9 protein-coding genes are annotated in these 16,644 nt (G+C 61.0%); all 9 read left to right on the top strand.

Features of this window, described 5'->3' with window-relative positions; translation table 11 throughout:
* The first annotated feature begins 95 nt into the window (after positions 1-95).
* The 9 genes from ACZ9BX_RS19165 (at position 96) to glgC (ending at position 16,644) form a co-directional block, all read left to right on the top strand.
* Positions 96-773 (top strand): response regulator, encoded by a 678-nt coding sequence (locus tag ACZ9BX_RS19165; RefSeq protein ID WP_086995236.1) that lies wholly within the window; start codon positions 96-98, stop codon positions 771-773.
* Positions 770-2,152 (top strand): sensor histidine kinase N-terminal domain-containing protein, encoded by a 1,383-nt coding sequence (locus ACZ9BX_RS19160; protein ID WP_476219619.1) that lies wholly within the window; start codon positions 770-772, stop codon positions 2,150-2,152. Before ACZ9BX_RS19165 ends, ACZ9BX_RS19160 begins: the two co-directional genes overlap by 4 nt.
* A 108-nt stretch (positions 2,153-2,260) precedes the next feature.
* The gene (locus ACZ9BX_RS19155; RefSeq protein WP_476219617.1) at positions 2,261-5,584 is read left to right on the top strand and encodes a transglutaminase family protein; all 3,324 of its coding nucleotides are present in this window, start codon (positions 2,261-2,263) and stop codon (positions 5,582-5,584) included.
* A 14-nt stretch (positions 5,585-5,598) separates the two neighbouring features.
* Entirely contained in the window at positions 5,599-8,019 is a 2,421-nt protein-coding gene (locus ACZ9BX_RS19150) for a circularly permuted type 2 ATP-grasp protein (protein ID WP_476219615.1), read from the top strand.
* Positions 8,016-8,903 (top strand): transglutaminase family protein, encoded by an 888-nt coding sequence (locus tag ACZ9BX_RS19145; protein WP_476219613.1) that lies wholly within the window; start codon positions 8,016-8,018, stop codon positions 8,901-8,903. The genes ACZ9BX_RS19150 and ACZ9BX_RS19145 overlap by 4 nt, the downstream gene beginning before the upstream one ends.
* Positions 8,904-9,299: 396 nt before the next feature.
* Positions 9,300-10,421, top strand: coding sequence for a VWA domain-containing protein (locus ACZ9BX_RS19140; protein WP_476219612.1), 1,122 nt, complete (start codon positions 9,300-9,302; stop codon positions 10,419-10,421).
* A gap of 271 nt (positions 10,422-10,692) precedes the next feature.
* Positions 10,693-13,155 carry a glycogen/starch/alpha-glucan phosphorylase gene (locus tag ACZ9BX_RS19135; protein ID WP_476219611.1) on the top strand — a complete coding sequence of 821 codons (2,463 nt, stop codon included), beginning with the start codon at positions 10,693-10,695 and terminating at the stop codon, positions 13,153-13,155.
* Positions 13,152-15,359, top strand: a complete 2,208-nt coding sequence (gene glgB / locus ACZ9BX_RS19130) for a 1,4-alpha-glucan branching protein GlgB (protein WP_476219609.1) — start codon at positions 13,152-13,154, stop codon at positions 15,357-15,359. The genes ACZ9BX_RS19135 and glgB overlap by 4 nt, the downstream gene beginning before the upstream one ends.
* 22 nt (positions 15,360-15,381) lie before the next feature.
* Positions 15,382-16,644, top strand: coding sequence for a glucose-1-phosphate adenylyltransferase (glgC, locus tag ACZ9BX_RS19125; protein ID WP_027507999.1), 1,263 nt, complete (start codon positions 15,382-15,384; stop codon positions 16,642-16,644).

Below are 16,644 nucleotides of genomic sequence, written 5' to 3'. Positions count from 1 at the left end.
AGGGGCTCCGCACCCAACCATCACCCCACACAATTTCACTATGACATCCATTCCCCATACCTGATAATCTCTCGCAGAACATTGGGGAAACACTGTTGCGCATCCTGCTCACCGAAGACAACATCGCGCTGGCCGACGGCCTGTCTGCGATCTTGCGCGGTACGGGGCATGCCGTCGACGTCGTCCATGACGGCGCATCCGCCAATGCGGTCATCGCGGCGGAAAATTTCGATCTCGTGATCCTCGACCTCAACCTGCCGGAGATGGACGGGCTGGACGTCCTGCGCAGCATGCGCGCCCGGCAGAACCAGGCGGCGGTCCTGATCCTGACCGCACGCGGAGCGCCGGAGGAGCGGGTCAGGGGCCTCGATCTCGGCGCCGACGATTACCTCATCAAGCCCTTCGACATTGCCGAATTCGAAGCGCGTGTCCGCGTGCTGCTCCGGCGCCAGGCGGGCCTGCACTCAGCGACGGTGATGTATGGCTGCGTCTCTTTCGACCTCAAATCCCGAACTTTTTCGGCCGGAAACATGCAGCTTGATATTCCCGCTCGCGAAGTCGGACTGCTTGAAATCCTCTTCATGCGTGCCGGCAAGGTCGTGTCCAAGGAGGCAATCACCCAGTCGCTGACGGCCTTCGACGATGACATTTCCGCCAACGCGATCGAGCAATATGTCAGCCGGTTGCGCAAGCGCCTTGCGCCGCATGGATTGACCGTGAAGACCGCACGCGGCATCGGCTACTATCTCGACAAGCTTCACGAGGCCTCATGAAAGCCGCCTATTCGCTGAGGCGCCGGTTGCTTTTCTGGCTGCTGATCTCCACCGCCGTCATCGGCACGCTAGCGCTTGCCGACACATACCGGGAGGCGGTCGAGACCTCGAACATCGTGTCCGACCGTGTGCTTGCCGGTTCGGCGCTTGCCATTGCCGAGCGCGTCGTCGTGGCGGAGGACGGTACGCTGGAAGTCGATATCCCCTATGTCGCACTGGAGATGCTTACGTCTGCTGCGCAGGATCGGGTGTTCTACCGCGTCGATGGCCCGCCCGGAATGTTCATCACCGGCTATCAGGAGCTTCCGGTTCTCAAGGAAACCAAAGGCGACGCGGCCGTCTTCGCAGACGATATTTTCCGCGGCGAACCGATCCGCGTCGCCACGCTGGAGCGCTCCGCCTCGACCGGTATCCGCTCCGTTCCCTTCGTCGTCACCGTCGCGGAAACGACGATCGCCCGGCGCCATCTCGCACGTGCCATCCTTCTTCGTTCGGCTGTCCGCCTCGCCTTCATGATCGCCGGTGCGGCCGTGATTGTCTGGATCTCGGTCTCGGTCGCGCTCCGCCCGCTCTACAAACTTCGCGATGCGATCGGCGAGCGCAGCCCGGACGACTTGCATCCGATCGAGCAATCGGTGCCGAGCGAGGTGCAGCCTCTGGTGGATACGGTGAACAGCTTCATGGTGCGCCTGCAGTCCGCCCTTGACGCCCTCCGGAATTTTACCGGCAATGCCAGCCATCAATTGCGCACGCCGCTTGCCATCATCCGGACCCAGCTCGCGCTTTCCGCCCGCGCCGCAACGCTGCCTGAAGCGCAGGATGCGGCCCTGAAGGGCGACCAGGCCGTCGCGCATGCCGAACGCATCCTCGCCCAGCTGCTGCTGATGGCAAAGATCGACGCCGCAACGGCCAAGGAGGCTCTGGCAGCCTCGAAGATCGACATCGCCACCATCGCCCAGGACATCACGGGCGAATTGATCCCCGCTGCCGCCGAAGCCGGTATCGACCTGGGGTTCGAAGGTGAAGGTCCTGCGATGATCCGCGCCGAACCCCTGCTGATCGGCGAATTGCTGCGCAATCTCGCGGGAAACGCTATCGCATATTCCGGCAAGGGTGCCGAGGTCACCGTGCGGATCGCGCAGGATGGCGATGCCGTGCGCCTCGAGGTTGAGGACAATGGTCCCGGTATTCCGCCGGAGAAGCTCGAAGCCGTGCGCCGCCGCTTTTCACGCGGCGGCAACTCCGATGCGCCAGGCGCCGGCCTCGGCCTCCCCATCGTTGAAGAAATCGCCAATCTTTTCAATGCGATGCTCACGCTCTCGCCAGCGGCCCGCGGCAAGGGGCTCAAAGCCGTCGTCGCCTTTGCAAAAGTGTCGTAAAGGCTGCAGCGTTAGCCTTCCGCCTTGCTTTCTCTCGCTGCATTGCACACTATCCACAACGGGAACAGGTCATGCCGCACAGTGAGGCGGCGCCGGATAAGGCAAAATATGTCGATCAAAGCCAGCATCTATCATCTGACGCATTACAAATACGACAGACCGGTCCGCCTCGGGCCGCAGGTCATCCGCCTCAAGCCCGCCTCGCATTCGAAGACACGCGTGCTCAGTCATTCGCTGAAGGTCACACCGTCGAACCATTTCGTGAACTTGCAGCAGGATCCCTACGGGAATTATCTTGCCCGCTACGTCTTTCCCGACCCGGTGACCGAATTCAAGATCGAGGTTGATCTGGTCGCCGACATGACGGTCTATAACCCCTTCGACTTCTTCGTCGAGGAGGAAGCTACCAAATGGCCCTTCGACTATCCTGAGACGATCCAGGAAGACCTCTCGATCTACATGAAGGCGGAGGACCCCGGCCCGCGGCTCAAGGCTTTCCTCGAAACGCTCGATTATTCGCCGGATCAGCCGACCGTCGACATGATTGTTGGCCTCAACGCCCGCCTGCAGCAGCAGATCGGCTATGTCATCCGCATGGAAACTGGCGTCCAGACGCCGGAGGAAACACTCGAAATAGCCAAAGGCTCTTGCCGCGATACCAGCTGGCTGTTCGTTCAGGTTCTCCGTCATCTCGGCCTCGCCGCGCGCTTCGTTTCCGGCTACCTCATCCAGTTGACGCCAGACCTGAAGGCTCTTGACGGCCCCTCCGGCACGGAAGTCGATTTCACTGACCTTCATGCCTGGGCCGAGGTCTATCTGCCCGGCGCTGGCTGGGTCGGTCTCGACCCCACATCCGGGCTGCTGACTGGTGAAAGCCATATCCCGCTGGCAGCGACCCCGCACTACCGCAACGCTGCCCCGATCTCCGGCGGCTATTTCGGCGAAGCCAATACCGAGTTCGCCTTCGACATGAAGGTGGCCCGTGTCGCCGAACATCCGCGTATCACCAAGCCATTCTCGGAGGAGAGCTGGAACGAGCTCGACGCGCTTGGCGAAAAAGTGGATAGCATCCTCAAAGCGGAAGACGTGCGCCTGACGATGGGTGGGGAACCCACTTTTGTGTCGATCGACGATTTCGAATCGGAAGAGTGGAATACCGCCGCCGTAGGCCCGACAAAACGGGAGAAGGCGGACAGCCTGATCCGCAGGCTGCGCCAGCGCTTCGCGCCGGGCGGCTTCCTGCATTACGGACAAGGCAAGTGGTATCCCGGCGAAAGCCTGCCGCGCTGGACCTTCTCGCTCTATTGGCGCAAGGACGGAATGCCGATCTGGCAGAATCCGGATTTGATCGCGGCAGAAGGCGCCGATACCGCCGCCAAGGCCGAAGACGCCGAGCGGCTGCTCACCGGCATCGCGCGCGAGCTGGCGATTGCACCTGACATGGTGCTGCCCGCCTATGAAGATCCCGCCGAATGGATCGTCAAGGAAGGAAGCCTTCCCGAAAATGTCGATCCGTCGAATTCCAAGCTGAAGGATCCGGAAGAGCGCAGCCGCATCGCCCGCGTCTTCGAACGCGGCCTGACGGTTCCGACAGGCTACATTCTTCCGGTACAGGCCTGGAATGCCAAGGCCGCGGGACACCGCTGGATCAGCGAGAAATGGCAGACCCGGCGCGGCAAGATCTTCCTTGTGCCGGGCGACAGTCCGGTCGGATACCGTCTGCCGCTTGGCACACTTCCTTACGTGCCGCCGTCGCAATATCCCTATATCCACATCGCCGACCCATCGATCCCGCGCCAGCCCCTGCCCGAAGTTTTGGTGCCCGCCGGCCGCGCCATGCCAGAGGCCTCCTTTCAGCGCGACGATAGCGGCCAGAGCCGCGTGGAACAGACGCTCGGCGAAATCGGCGGCGCGGTTCGCACGGCGATATCGGTCGAGCCGCGCGACGGCCGGCTTTGCGTCTTCATGCCGCCCGTCGAGCGCATCGAAGACTACCTCGAGCTCATCGCAGCCGCCGAAAACGCGGCGGCTGAACTTGGCCTTGCCGTCCATATCGAGGGCTATTCGCCGCCACAGGACGAGCGCATCAACGTCATTCGCGTCGCACCGGATCCAGGTGTCATCGAGGTGAATATCCATCCCGCCTCGAACTGGCAGGATTGCGTCGCGATCACCACCGCGATCTACGAAGAAGCGCGGATGACCCGCCTCGGCGCCGACAAGTTCATGATCGACGGCCGTCATACGGGCACGGGCGGCGGTAACCATGTCGTCGTCGGCGGCGCCAACCCGAACGACAGTCCGTTCCTGCGCCGGCCCGACCTCTTGAAGAGCCTTGTGCTGCATTGGCAGCGGCATCCTTCGCTCTCCTACCTCTTCTCCGGCATGTTCATCGGACCAACCAGCCAGGCGCCGCGCATCGACGAGGCCAGGCACGACAGCCTGTACGAGTTGGAAATCGCGCTTGCTCATGTCCCCGCACCCGGCGGCGGCCCGCAACCGCTTCCCTGGTTGGCCGACCGCCTGTTCCGCAATCTGCTGATCGACGTGACGGGCAATACGCACCGGGCCGAAATCTGCATCGACAAGCTCTTTTCGCCGGATGGGCCGACCGGCCGTCTCGGTCTCGTCGAGTTCCGCGGCTTCGAAATGCCCCCGAATGCCCGCATGTCGCTGGCTCAGCAATTGATGGTCCGCGCCCTCATTGCCCGTTTCTGGAAAAATCCCGCGGATGGCAAATTCGTGCGCTGGGGCACTTCCCTGCACGATCGCTTCATGCTGCCGCATTTCGTCTGGGCCGATTTCCTGGACGTGCTCGCCGATCTCAAGGAGAACGGTTTCGATGTCAGTCCGGAATGGTTCAAGGCGCAACTCGAATTCCGCTTCCCCTTCTGCGGCGAAGTGGAATACGAGGGCTCGAAACTCGAGCTCCGCCAGGCGCTCGAACCTTGGCACGTCATGGGCGAGGAAGGCGCGATCGGCGGCACCGTTCGATACGTCGACAGCTCGGTCGAGCGACTTCAGGTTCGCCTCGAAACCAGCAATTCCTCACGCTATACCGTCACCTGCAACGGCCGAACCGTGCCGCTGATGCCGACAGGCACGTCCGGTGTGTCCGTCGCCGGGGTCCGCTTTAAGGCATGGCAGCCGTCCTCGGGCCTGCATCCGGTTTTGCCGGTGAACACGCCGCTGACATTTGACATTTATGATACATGGTCGAAGCGTTCGATCGGCGGCTGCATCTATCATGTTGCCCATCCGGGCGGTCGCAACTATGACACCTTCCCGGTAAACGGCAACGAAGCGGAAGCAAGGCGGCTTTCCCGATTCGAGCCGTGGGGGCATACGGCCGGCGGCTTCATTCCGCTCGCCGAGACGGGTGCGCCGGAATTCCCGCTGACGCTGGATCTCCGCAGGCCCGCAGGCATTTGACGAGCTAGGTTTTAATGGGCAAGAAACCGGCAGTGGCGAAGCGCAGGGACGAGGTTCAAAGCCGCGGCGGCAACGATGCGGCCTTCGGCTATGCGCCTCTGCCCGGCATTGCCGACGAGATGGTTGACAACGACGGCGCAATCCGTCCGGTCTGGCAGCGCTTTCTTGCGGGCTTCGGGGCAATTCCGCAGGAGGAACTAACCGAGCGTTTCGCCCGTGCCGACCGCTATCTGCGCGATGCCGGCGTGTTCTACCGCGCTTATGGCAGCAAGGGCACCGGCGAGCGGTCTTGGCCACTGTCGCATATCCCGGTCCTGATCGACGAGCGCGAATGGCAGGCGCTTTCCGCCGGCCTCGTGCAGCGCGCCGATATGCTCGAGGCGATCGTCGCCGACATCTATGGCGACAACAAACTGGTCGAGGAAGGCTTTCTGCCGCCCGCCCTGATTGCGGCCAATCCGGAATTCCAGCGCCCACTTGCCGGTATAAAGCCCGCGACCGGCCACTACCTACATTTCTGTGCCTTCGAGATCGGCCGCGGACCGGACGGTAACTGGTGGGTTCTAGCCGACCGCACGCAAGCGCCGTCAGGTGCAGGCTTCGCGCTTGAAAGCCGCGTTGCCACCACCCGCGCCTTTTCCGATATCTATGCCGAAACTCCGGTCCATCGCCTCGCCTCCTTCTTCGGCGCCTTCCGCGACGCGCTGCAGGCGATGAAGCACTCCGGCGACGACCGCATCGGCGTTCTGACCCCCGGCCCGGCAAACGAGACCTATTACGAGCACGCCTATATCGCCCGCTATCTCGGCTTCATGCTGCTCGAAGGCGAAGATCTGACGGTGGTCAACGGCCGAGTCATGGTTCGCACGGTGGCCGGCCTGAAGCCGATCGGCGTGCTCTGGCGCCGCCTCGATTCCGCCTACGCCGATCCGCTGGAGCTGAACCAGAATTCGCATATCGGCACGCCTGGTCTGGTCGAGGCGCTGCGTGCCGAATCGGTGACGATCGTCAATGCTCTCGGAACCGGCATCCTCGAGACGCGCGCCCTGCTCGCCTTCATGCCGACGATCTGTCGCCGCTTGCTCGGCGAAAAACTGCACCTGCCGTCGATCGCCACATGGTGGTGCGGGCAAAAGGAAGAACGCGAGCATGTCGCGAAGAACATCGAGAAGATGGTGATCGGTCCCGCCTATTCGCGCGCGCCCTTCTTCGATGACAGCGGCGAATCCGTGCTCGGCTCGTCGCTCCGCGCAACCGCAAAGGACTCGATCACCGACTGGCTGAATTCCGACGGTCCGAAACTCGTCGGCCAGGAAGTCGTGACGCTGTCGACAACGCCGGCCTGGGTGGACGGAAAGCTGACGCCGCGGCCGATGTCGCTTCGCGTCTTTGCTGCCCGCACCGCCAATGGCTGGCAGATCATGCCGGGCGGCTTTGCCCGCATCGGTGCCGGCGCCGACGCTGCCGCGATCGCCATGCAGTCGGGCGGCGCGGCGGCGGACGTCTGGATCGTCAGCGACAAGCCGGTCGAGCGCCATACGCTGCTGCCCGCCGAAGGAAGCTTCACGCGCAACATGCCGGGCAGCCTGCCGAGCCGGGCGGCCGACAATCTCTTTTGGCTCGGCCGCTATATCGAGCGCGCCGAAGGAGCGCTGCGTATCCTTCGTGCCTGGCATGCGCGCTATGCCGAATCCGCCGATCCGAGCCAGCCGCTGCTTGCCGATGTTTCGGAATATCTCGCCGCCGTCGACATCGACACGGAAGAAGCCGTGCCCGAAACGCTGCTGCGCAACATCGACAGCGCCGTCTATTCCGCCAGCAATATCCGCGACCGATTCTCGCCCGACGGCTGGCTGGCGCTCAACGATCTTGCCAAGACCGCGCACCGTTTCCACGTCAGCGTTGCCGCGGGCGACGACGCCAGCCATGCCATGACGATCCTGCTGCGCAAGCTCGCGGGCTTCGCAGGTCTCGTGCACGAAAACATGTATCGCTTCACCGGATGGCGCTTCCTCTCGCTCGGCCGCTACATCGAGCGCGGACTGCACATGACGCGCCTGCTTGGCCATATGTCCGGTCCCGAAGCTCCGGATGGCGCGCTGGACATGCTGCTCGAAATCGGCGACAGCGTCATGACCCACCGCCGCCGCTACAACGTCAACACCGCGCGCCTGACCGTCACCGACCTTCTGGCGCTCGATCCGCTGAACCCGCGCTCGGTTCTCTTCCAGATGAATGAGATCCATCGCGAGGTCGAGCAACTGCCGAACGCCTTCGTCAACGGCCAAATGTCGCCCTTCTACCGCGAGGCCATGCGTCTGCATTCCGGCCTGGCCGTCATGACGCCGGAAGCGATGACGGGCGAGATCTACAAGAAGTTCGAACGCGAGCTGGAGCAGCTGTCCGACCTTCTCGCCCAGACCTATCTCGGGTGACCGCCGTGCTCTACGACCTCACCCTGCACATGGAATACACCTACGAGACGCCAGCCTCCGGCGCGCGCCACATCATGCGGCTGATGCCGCTGTCTCTGCCCGATCGCCAGCGGCTGGTTGCTGGCTCGATTGCCATTTCTCCGCAGCCGGATGAGCAATCGCATTTCACCGATTTCTTCCGCCATCCGGCAACGTCCTTCCTGCTGCGGTCGCCGCACGAGACGCTGGATATCCGCATGCAGGCCCGCGTGCAGGTCGATAGCCGCTCGATCGCCGCCGATTTCTCGCCGGACCTCGACCGCCTGCCGGAGGAAGTCGCCGGCATCTGGTCGCTGGAGCCGGACTCTCCACATCATTTCCTCGCCAGCAGCCCGCGCCTCACGGAAACTCGCGCGATTTCCGACTATGCCAGGGACTGCGCTCTGCCCGGCCTCACCGTCCTGCAGATCGCCAACGCCTTGTGCACCCGCATCAACAGGGATTTCACCTACGACACGGAAGCGACGACGGTGGATTCCACCGCCCTCGACGCTTTCAAGCTGAAACGCGGCGTCTGCCAGGATTTCGTCCATGTGATGATCCTCGCACTCCGCAGCCTCGGCATTCCGGCAGGCTATGTCTCAGGCTTCCTGCGCACCATCCCGCCGCCCGGCAAGGAACGGCTCGAAGGGGCGGATGCCATGCATGCCTGGGTCCGCGTCTGGTGCGGCGAAACGCTGGGCTGGATTGAGCTCGACCCGACCAACGACATGCCCGCCGGCACCGACCACATCGTCGTCGCCTACGGCCGCGACTACTCCGACGTCGCCCCCGTCATCGGCGTCCTGAAAAGCTACGGCGGCCACCGCGCCGTACAGGCGGTCGACGTTATTCCGATCAAGTAATCGGAAGAGGAATAGCTTTTTGCCTGCTGGAATCCCGAAATCAACCGGACTTCGCCGAAGCATCCGCATGCTTTCCTGGCCTCCGTGCCGGAATGTACCAACGGCGATGGAAAGCGTGCAGGACTGACGCAGCAACCGCCGCCACAGACGTTAATGCGCAAAAGCGCCAGCTATCCGCCTGGCGAGAAGGATTATCCGACAAACGCAGTAGATCATGTCCCGAAATCGCAAGTTATCTGCAATTTTAACGATTACATTAAGACGTGTGGTAACAACCGCGCTGTAAGTATGAAGGCAGAATAAACCTTCTTACTTTCAGGTGACATGATGTCCCCCACATCTTTTCTACGCGCCAATATTGCGCGCATCCTACGCGACCGCTCAGGCAATTTCGCCATGATGACGGCGATTCTAATGCCGGTGGCGATTAGTGCGGCCGGTGTAGCAGTCGATGTATCCAGTATGATGCTTTCGCAACGCCAGTTGCAGGAAGCCTCCGATTCGGCTGCTCTGGCCGCAGCCTCCGCGCTCGTCGCCGAAACGGTCGATGTCAATGGCGCCAAGGAGCTTGCCAAGAATTTTGTCATTGGCCAGATGTCAAACTACCTCGACGATTCGGACACTATCGCGGCCCTAAAGGATGGAATGTCTGTCGTTGTCACCGAAACTACATCCAGTTCGGGCGGCAAGACTTACAAAGTTGAGGTCAAAACCGCCTATAACATGGACAACAGCGCTCTGATGCGCCTCATGGGCAGAGAGAGCACGGAAATCGCCTCGTTGTCCAAGACTGAAAGCAGCACCGAAAATACCGTGACAGAGAGCTCGCTCTCCATGTATCTCGTGCTCGACCGTTCGGGCTCGATGGCCGAAGATACTACGTCTTCATATACGAAGACGGAAAGCTATAACTGCGGCACGAGTTGGAGCCCAAAGACCTGTGAACGAACTGTTACGGACTACTACACCAAGATCGAGGCATTGAAGCTGGCCGTTTCGAGCCTGCTGACCCAGTTGGATACCGCCGATCCCAATCTGCAATACGTCCGCACCGGCAGCGTCTCTTACAATGACCAAATGCAGTCAGCTTTGAAGCTGGCGTGGGGAACGTCGCGTGTGTCAACCTACGTCAACGCTCTAACCGCGACAGGCGGGACGAATTCAAGTGCTGCCTTCAAGGCCGCCTACAACAAGCTTATCGCCCCGGCCGAGGATACAGCACATTTGAATAAGAACGGCCTAATGCCAGACAAATACATTGTCTTCATGACAGACGGCAACAACAATTACACTTCGGCCGACACTGAAACCAAAGAATGGTGCGACCTGGCGCGCGACAAGAATATCACGGTCTATACGGTTGCGTTCATGGCTCCTGATCGCGGCAAGGCGCTGCTTAGCTATTGCGCGACGAGCTCTTCTACCTATTTCGCCGCCGAGAACATGGCCTCGCTTGTCGCCGCCTTCAAGATAATCGGTTCCTCCGCCGCCAAGCAGAGCGTGCGCCTTACCCAATAGACTCCGTGCTCTCAACAAAAAAGCCGCTCCGGAACAAACGGGGGCGGCTTTTCGTTTAGCGCTTATCTCGCGCATCAGACCGGGAAAACCAATTGAAATCAAGTCCCTTATGCCGGCGAATGTGAAGGTTCCGCAAATTTTCGCTTTCGCTAAATCCCTTGTTGCAAGTGCTTGGTAACGATGCATAAACTGCCGTGACCGGCGTGCGTGCAAAGTCGGCTTCGTCAGACGTAACGCACTGAAAATAAATCAAAATTGGCGAGATATGACGATGAATACCGTTTCCAAGCCGACCATCCCCTCTCCCGCTCCGCGCAGTTCCCGGCCGGAAATTCTCGCCGAAGAAATCATCGAACGCCTGACTTACCGCATCGGCAAGGATGCAAAGGTTGCCAAGCCGCATGACTGGCTGACGGCGACTATCCTCGTCGTTCGCGACCGCATCATCGACAAATGGATGGAATCTACGCGTAAGGTCTACGCGACCGGCGACAAGCGCGTTTACTATCTGTCGCTCGAATTCCTGATCGGCCGCCTGATGCGCGATGCCGTGACGAACATGGGCCTGATGGAGCAGGTGCGCGATGCGCTGACCTCCCTCGGCGTCGACGTCAACGTGATCGCCGGCCTCGAGCCGGATGCCGCCCTCGGCAATGGCGGCCTCGGACGCCTCGCGGCCTGTTTCATGGAAAGCATGGCGACGGTCGAGGTGCCGGCCTATGGTTACGGCATCCGGTACGTCCACGGCCTCTTCCGCCAGCAACTCGCCGACGGCTGGCAGGTGGAACTGCCCGAAAGCTGGCTGGCGCACGGCAATCCCTGGGAGTTCGAACGCCGCGAAAGCGCCTATGAAATCGGCTACGGCGGCACCGTCGACGTCGCCAACGACGCCGAGGGCGAGCCGCGCTATGTCTGGAAACCGGCAGAGCGCGTCATCGCCGCTGCCTTCGACACTCCGGTGGTCGGCTGGCGCGGCAAGCGCGTCAACACACTGCGTCTCTGGTCGGCCCAGCCGATCGACCCGATCCTGCTCGACGCCTTCAATGCCGGCGACCACATCGGCGCTCTGCGCGAAAGCAACAAGGCCGAAAGCCTGACGCGGGTGCTCTATCCGGCGGACGCAACGCCGGCCGGACAGGAACTGCGTCTCCGCCAGGAATTCTTCTTCTCCTCCGCCTCGCTTCAGGACATCCTGCGCCGCCACCTGCAGCAATATGACGATTTCACCTCATTGCCCGACAAAGTCGCGATCCAGCTGAACGACACCCACCCAGCCGTTTCGGTGGCCGAGCTGACGCGCCTGCTGTGCGACGTCCACGGCATGGATTTCGAGCAAGCCTTCGACATCGTCCGCCGCACGATTTCCTACACCAACCACACGCTTCTGCCGGAAGCTCTCGAAACCTGGCCGATCCCGCTCTTTGAACGGCTGCTGCCGCGGCACATGCAGCTGATCTACGCGATCAACGCCAAGATCCTGCTTGAGGCCCGCAGGGAAAAGAACTTCACCGACACCGAAATCCGGTCGATTTCGCTGATCGACGAAAGCGGAGATCGCCGGGTGCGCATGGGCAACCTCGCCTTCGTTGGCTCGCATTCGATCAACGGCGTCTCCGCCTTGCATACCGAACTTATGAAGGTCACGGTCTTTGCGGACCTGCACAAGCTTTATCCGAACCGCATCAACAACAAGACGAACGGCATCACCCCGCGCCGCTGGCTGCAGCAATGCAACCCCGGGCTTACCGGCCTCATCCGCGAGGCGATCGGCGACGAATTCATGGATGACGCCGAGAAGCTGAAGCCGCTCGAAAAATTCGCCACCGATCCGAGCTTCCAGGAAAGGTTCGGCGCCGTAAAGCGCGCGAACAAGGTGACGCTTTCCAATCTTGTCGCCAGCCGCATGGGCGTGAAGATTGATCCTTCCGCGATGTTCGACATTCAGATCAAGCGCATCCACGAATACAAACGCCAGCTGCTTAACGTTATCGAGGCGGTGGCCCTCTATGACCAGATCCGATCACATCCCGAACTCGACTGGGTGCCGCGCGTGAAGCTATTCGCCGGCAAGGCGGCGCCGAGCTATCACAACGCCAAGCTCATCATCAAGCTGATCAACGACGTCTCCCGCACGATCAATAACGACCCGGCTGTCCGTGGCCTCCTGAAAGTGGTCTTCATACCCAATTACAATGTCTCGCTTGCCGAGGTCATGGTGCCCGCAGCGGATCTGTCTGAGCAGATTTCGACCGCCGGCATGGAAGCCTCCGGCACCGGCAACATGAAATTCGGTCTGAATGGGGCGCTTACGATCGGGACACTGGACGGGGCGAATGTCGAAATGCGCGACAATGTCGGTGCCGACAACATCGTCATCTTCGGCCTTCGAGCGGACGAAGTCTCCGACGCCCGCAGCGACGGACACAACCCGCGCGCCATCATCGAAAGCTCCCGCGAACTGTCGCAGGCGCTGGCTTCGATCGCCGGCGGCGTCTTCTCGCCGGATGACCGCAATCGCTACGCCCAGCTGATCGATGGCATTTATTCGCACGACTGGTTCATGGTCGCCGCCGATTTCGACGCCTACGCGGCCGCGCAGAGAGACGTGGACCAGATCTGGAACAAGCCGTCCTCCTGGTATGCCAAGACCATCAACAACACCGCTCGAATGGGCTGGTTCTCCTCCGACCGCACGATTCGGCAGTATGCCGATGAAATCTGGAGAGCCGGATGAAAACGCCGAAAGCCGCCCTTGAAGTAAAGCGTCCCTGGGAAATTTCGGCAGACGAAATCGCGGCAATCCTTGCCGGTTCGCATGCAAATCCATTTGCCGTACTTGGCGTGCACCATGCAGGCGACAGCTACGCTGCCCGGTGCTTCATTCCCGGCGCCGAAGAAGTCACCGCCTTGACGCTCGACGGCAGCGTTGTTGGTGAACTGAAGCAGCTCCATCCGGATGGCTTTTTCGCAGGGCAAGCAGCGCTGACGAAACGGCAGCCCGTGCGCTACCGCGCCCGGCGCGGCGATGCGGAATGGGCCGTCACCGACCCATACAGCTTCGGGCCCGTGCTTGGTCCGATGGACGATTACTACGCGCGTGAAGGCTCGCATCTTCGCCTCTTCGACAAGATGGGTGCGCACTGGATCAAGCATGAGGGCGCGCAGGGAATCCATTTTGCCGTCTGGGCACCGAACGCCCAGCGCGTCTCCGTCGTCGGCGATTTCAACAATTGGGACGGCCGCCGTCATGTGATGCGCTTCCGCGCCAGCGCCGGCATATGGGAAATCTTTGCGCCGGATGTTCCCACGGGCGTGCCTTATAAATTCGAGATTCGGGGCCATGACGGAATCCTCCTGCCCCTGAAGGCCGATCCATTTGCGCGGCGCAGCGAATTGCGCCCGAAAACCGCTTCCGTCGTGGCGCCCGAGCTTCTGCCGGAATGGCAGGACGAAGACCACCTCAAGCACTGGAGCGAAACCGACAAGCGCCGCCAGCCGATCTCGATTTATGAGGTCCATGCCGGTTCATGGCAACGCCGCCAGGATGGTTCGTTCCTCTCCTGGGATGAACTCGCAAACAGCCTCATCCCCTACTGCGTCGACATGGGCTTCACCCATATCGAATTCCTGCCGATCACCGAACATCCCTACGATCCGTCATGGGGCTACCAGACCACCGGGCTTTACGCACCGAGCGCCCGCTTCGGCGAACCGGAGGGTTTTGCCCGCTTCGTCAATGGCTGCCACAAGGTCGGCATCGGCGTCATTCTCGACTGGGTGCCCGCGCACTTCCCCACCGACGAACACGGCCTGGGCTGGTTCGACGGCACCGCACTTTACGAGCATGAGGACCCGCGCAAGGGTTTCCACCCGGATTGGAATACAGCCATCTACAATTTCGGCCGTACCGAGGTTCAGTCGTATCTCGTCAACAATGCACTCTATTGGGCAGAGAAATTCCATCTCGACGGCCTGCGCGTCGATGCCGTCGCCTCGATGCTCTATCTCGATTATTCGCGCAAACACGGAGAATGGATCCCGAACGAATATGGCGGCAACGAAAACCTGGAGGCCGTCCGCTTCCTTCAAGACATGAATACCCGCATCTATGCCGAGCACCCCAGCGTCGTGACCATTGCCGAGGAGTCGACCTCTTGGCCGAAGGTTTCGCAGCCGGTGCATGAAGGCGGTCTTGGCTTCGGCTTCAAGTGGAACATGGGCTTCATGCACGACACGCTGAGCTACATGAAACGTGATCCGATATATCGCAGACATCACCACAACGAACTGACCTTCGGCCTGCTCTACGCCTATTCGGAAAACTTTGTTCTGCCGCTCTCCCATGACGAAGTGGTGCATGGCAAAGGCTCGCTGATTGCAAAGATGCCCGGCGACGACTGGCAGAAATTCGCAAACCTGCGCGCCTACTATGGCTTCATGTGGGGCTACCCCGGCAAGAAACTGCTCTTCATGGGCCAGGAGTTTGCGCAATGGAGCGAATGGAGCGAGGCAACCTCGCTCGACTGGAACCTGCTGCAATACCGCATGCACGAGGGCATGCGCCGTCTCGTCCGCGACCTCAACCTCACTTACCGCTCCAAGCCGGCGCTGCACGCCCGCGATTGCGAGGGCGACGGTTTCGAATGGCTGATCGCCGACGATCACGAAAACTCCGTCTTTGCATGGCTGCGCAAGGCGCCGGACCAGAAGCCGATCGCCGTCATCACCAATTTCACGCCGGCTTACCGCGAGAACTATTCCATCCGCCTACCGTTCGAAGGCCGCTGGCGGGAGATCCTGAACACCGATGCCGATATCTACGGCGGCAGCGGCAAGGGTAATGGCGGGCGCGTGCAGGCCGTCAACGCCGGCGGCAGCATTGCCGCGTCGATCGCCCTGCCGCCGCTGGCGACGATCATGCTTGAACCTGAGACTTGAAGACTGGTGGGAGGAGTAGACAATGGTAGAAAAGCGCATTCAGCCACTTGCCCGCGACGCAATGGCTTACGTTCTGGCCGGCGGCAGGGGGAGCCGCCTCAAGGAACTCACCGACCGGCGCGCCAAGCCGGCGGTCTATTTCGGTGGCAAATCACGCATCATCGACTTCGCGCTGTCGAACGCACTGAATTCCGGCATCCGCCGCATCGGCGTCGCGACGCAATATAAGGCGCACTCTCTGATCCGCCATATGCAGCGTGGCTGGAACTTCTTCCGTCCCGAGCGAAACGAAAGCTTCGACATCCTGCCTGCCAGCCAGCGCGTCTCGGAAACGCAATGGTACGAAGGCACTGCTGATGCCGTCTATCAGAACATCGACATCATCGAGGATTACGGCGTCGAGTACATGGTCATTCTTGCGGGCGATCACGTCTACAAGATGGATTACGAATGGATGCTGCAGCAGCACGTCGATTCGGGCGCGGATGTCACCATCGGCTGCCTCGAAGTGCCGCGCATGGAAGCCGTCGGCTTCGGCGTTATGCATGTGGACAAGACCGACCGGATCATCGATTTCGTCGAAAAGCCCGCCAATCCGCCAGGCATTCCGGACAAACCCGATTTCGCGCTGGCGTCTATGGGCATCTACGTCTTCCACACGAAGTTCCTGATCGACGCGCTTCGCCGCGACGCCGCCGATCCGAATTCCAGCAAGGATTTCGGCAAGGATATCATCCCCTATATCGTCAAGAACGGTAATGCGGTCGCCCATCGCTTCGGCCAGTCCTGCGTCCGTTCGGATTTCGAGCATGAGCCCTATTGGCGCGACGTCGGGACCATCGAAGCCTACTGGCAGGCGAATATCGACCTGACGGCGATCGTTCCGGAGCTTGATATTTACGACAAATCCTGGCCGATCTGGACCTATGCGGAAATCTCGCCGCCGGCAAAGTTCGTCCATGACGACGAGGACCGCCGAGGCTCGGCAACCTCCTCGGTCGTTGCCGGCGATTGCATCATCTCCGGCGCCACGCTTCATAAAAGCCTTCTTTTCACAGGTGTTCGCGCTAACTCCTATTCCAAATTGGAGGGAGCCGTCGTCCTGCCGAGCGTAAAGGTCGGCCGGCGCGCGCAATTGAAAAACGTCGTGATTGATCATGGCGTCGTCATTCCGGAGGGCCTTGTCGTCGGCGAGGATCCGGAACTCGATGCTAAGCGGTTCCGGCGCACGGAAAGCGGTATTTGCCTGATTACGCAACCGATGATCGATAAGTTGGATCTTTAG

Source organism: Rhizobium sp. USDA 3886 (assembly GCF_056279785.1).
This window is presented reverse-complemented; position numbering and strand designations above follow the sequence as displayed.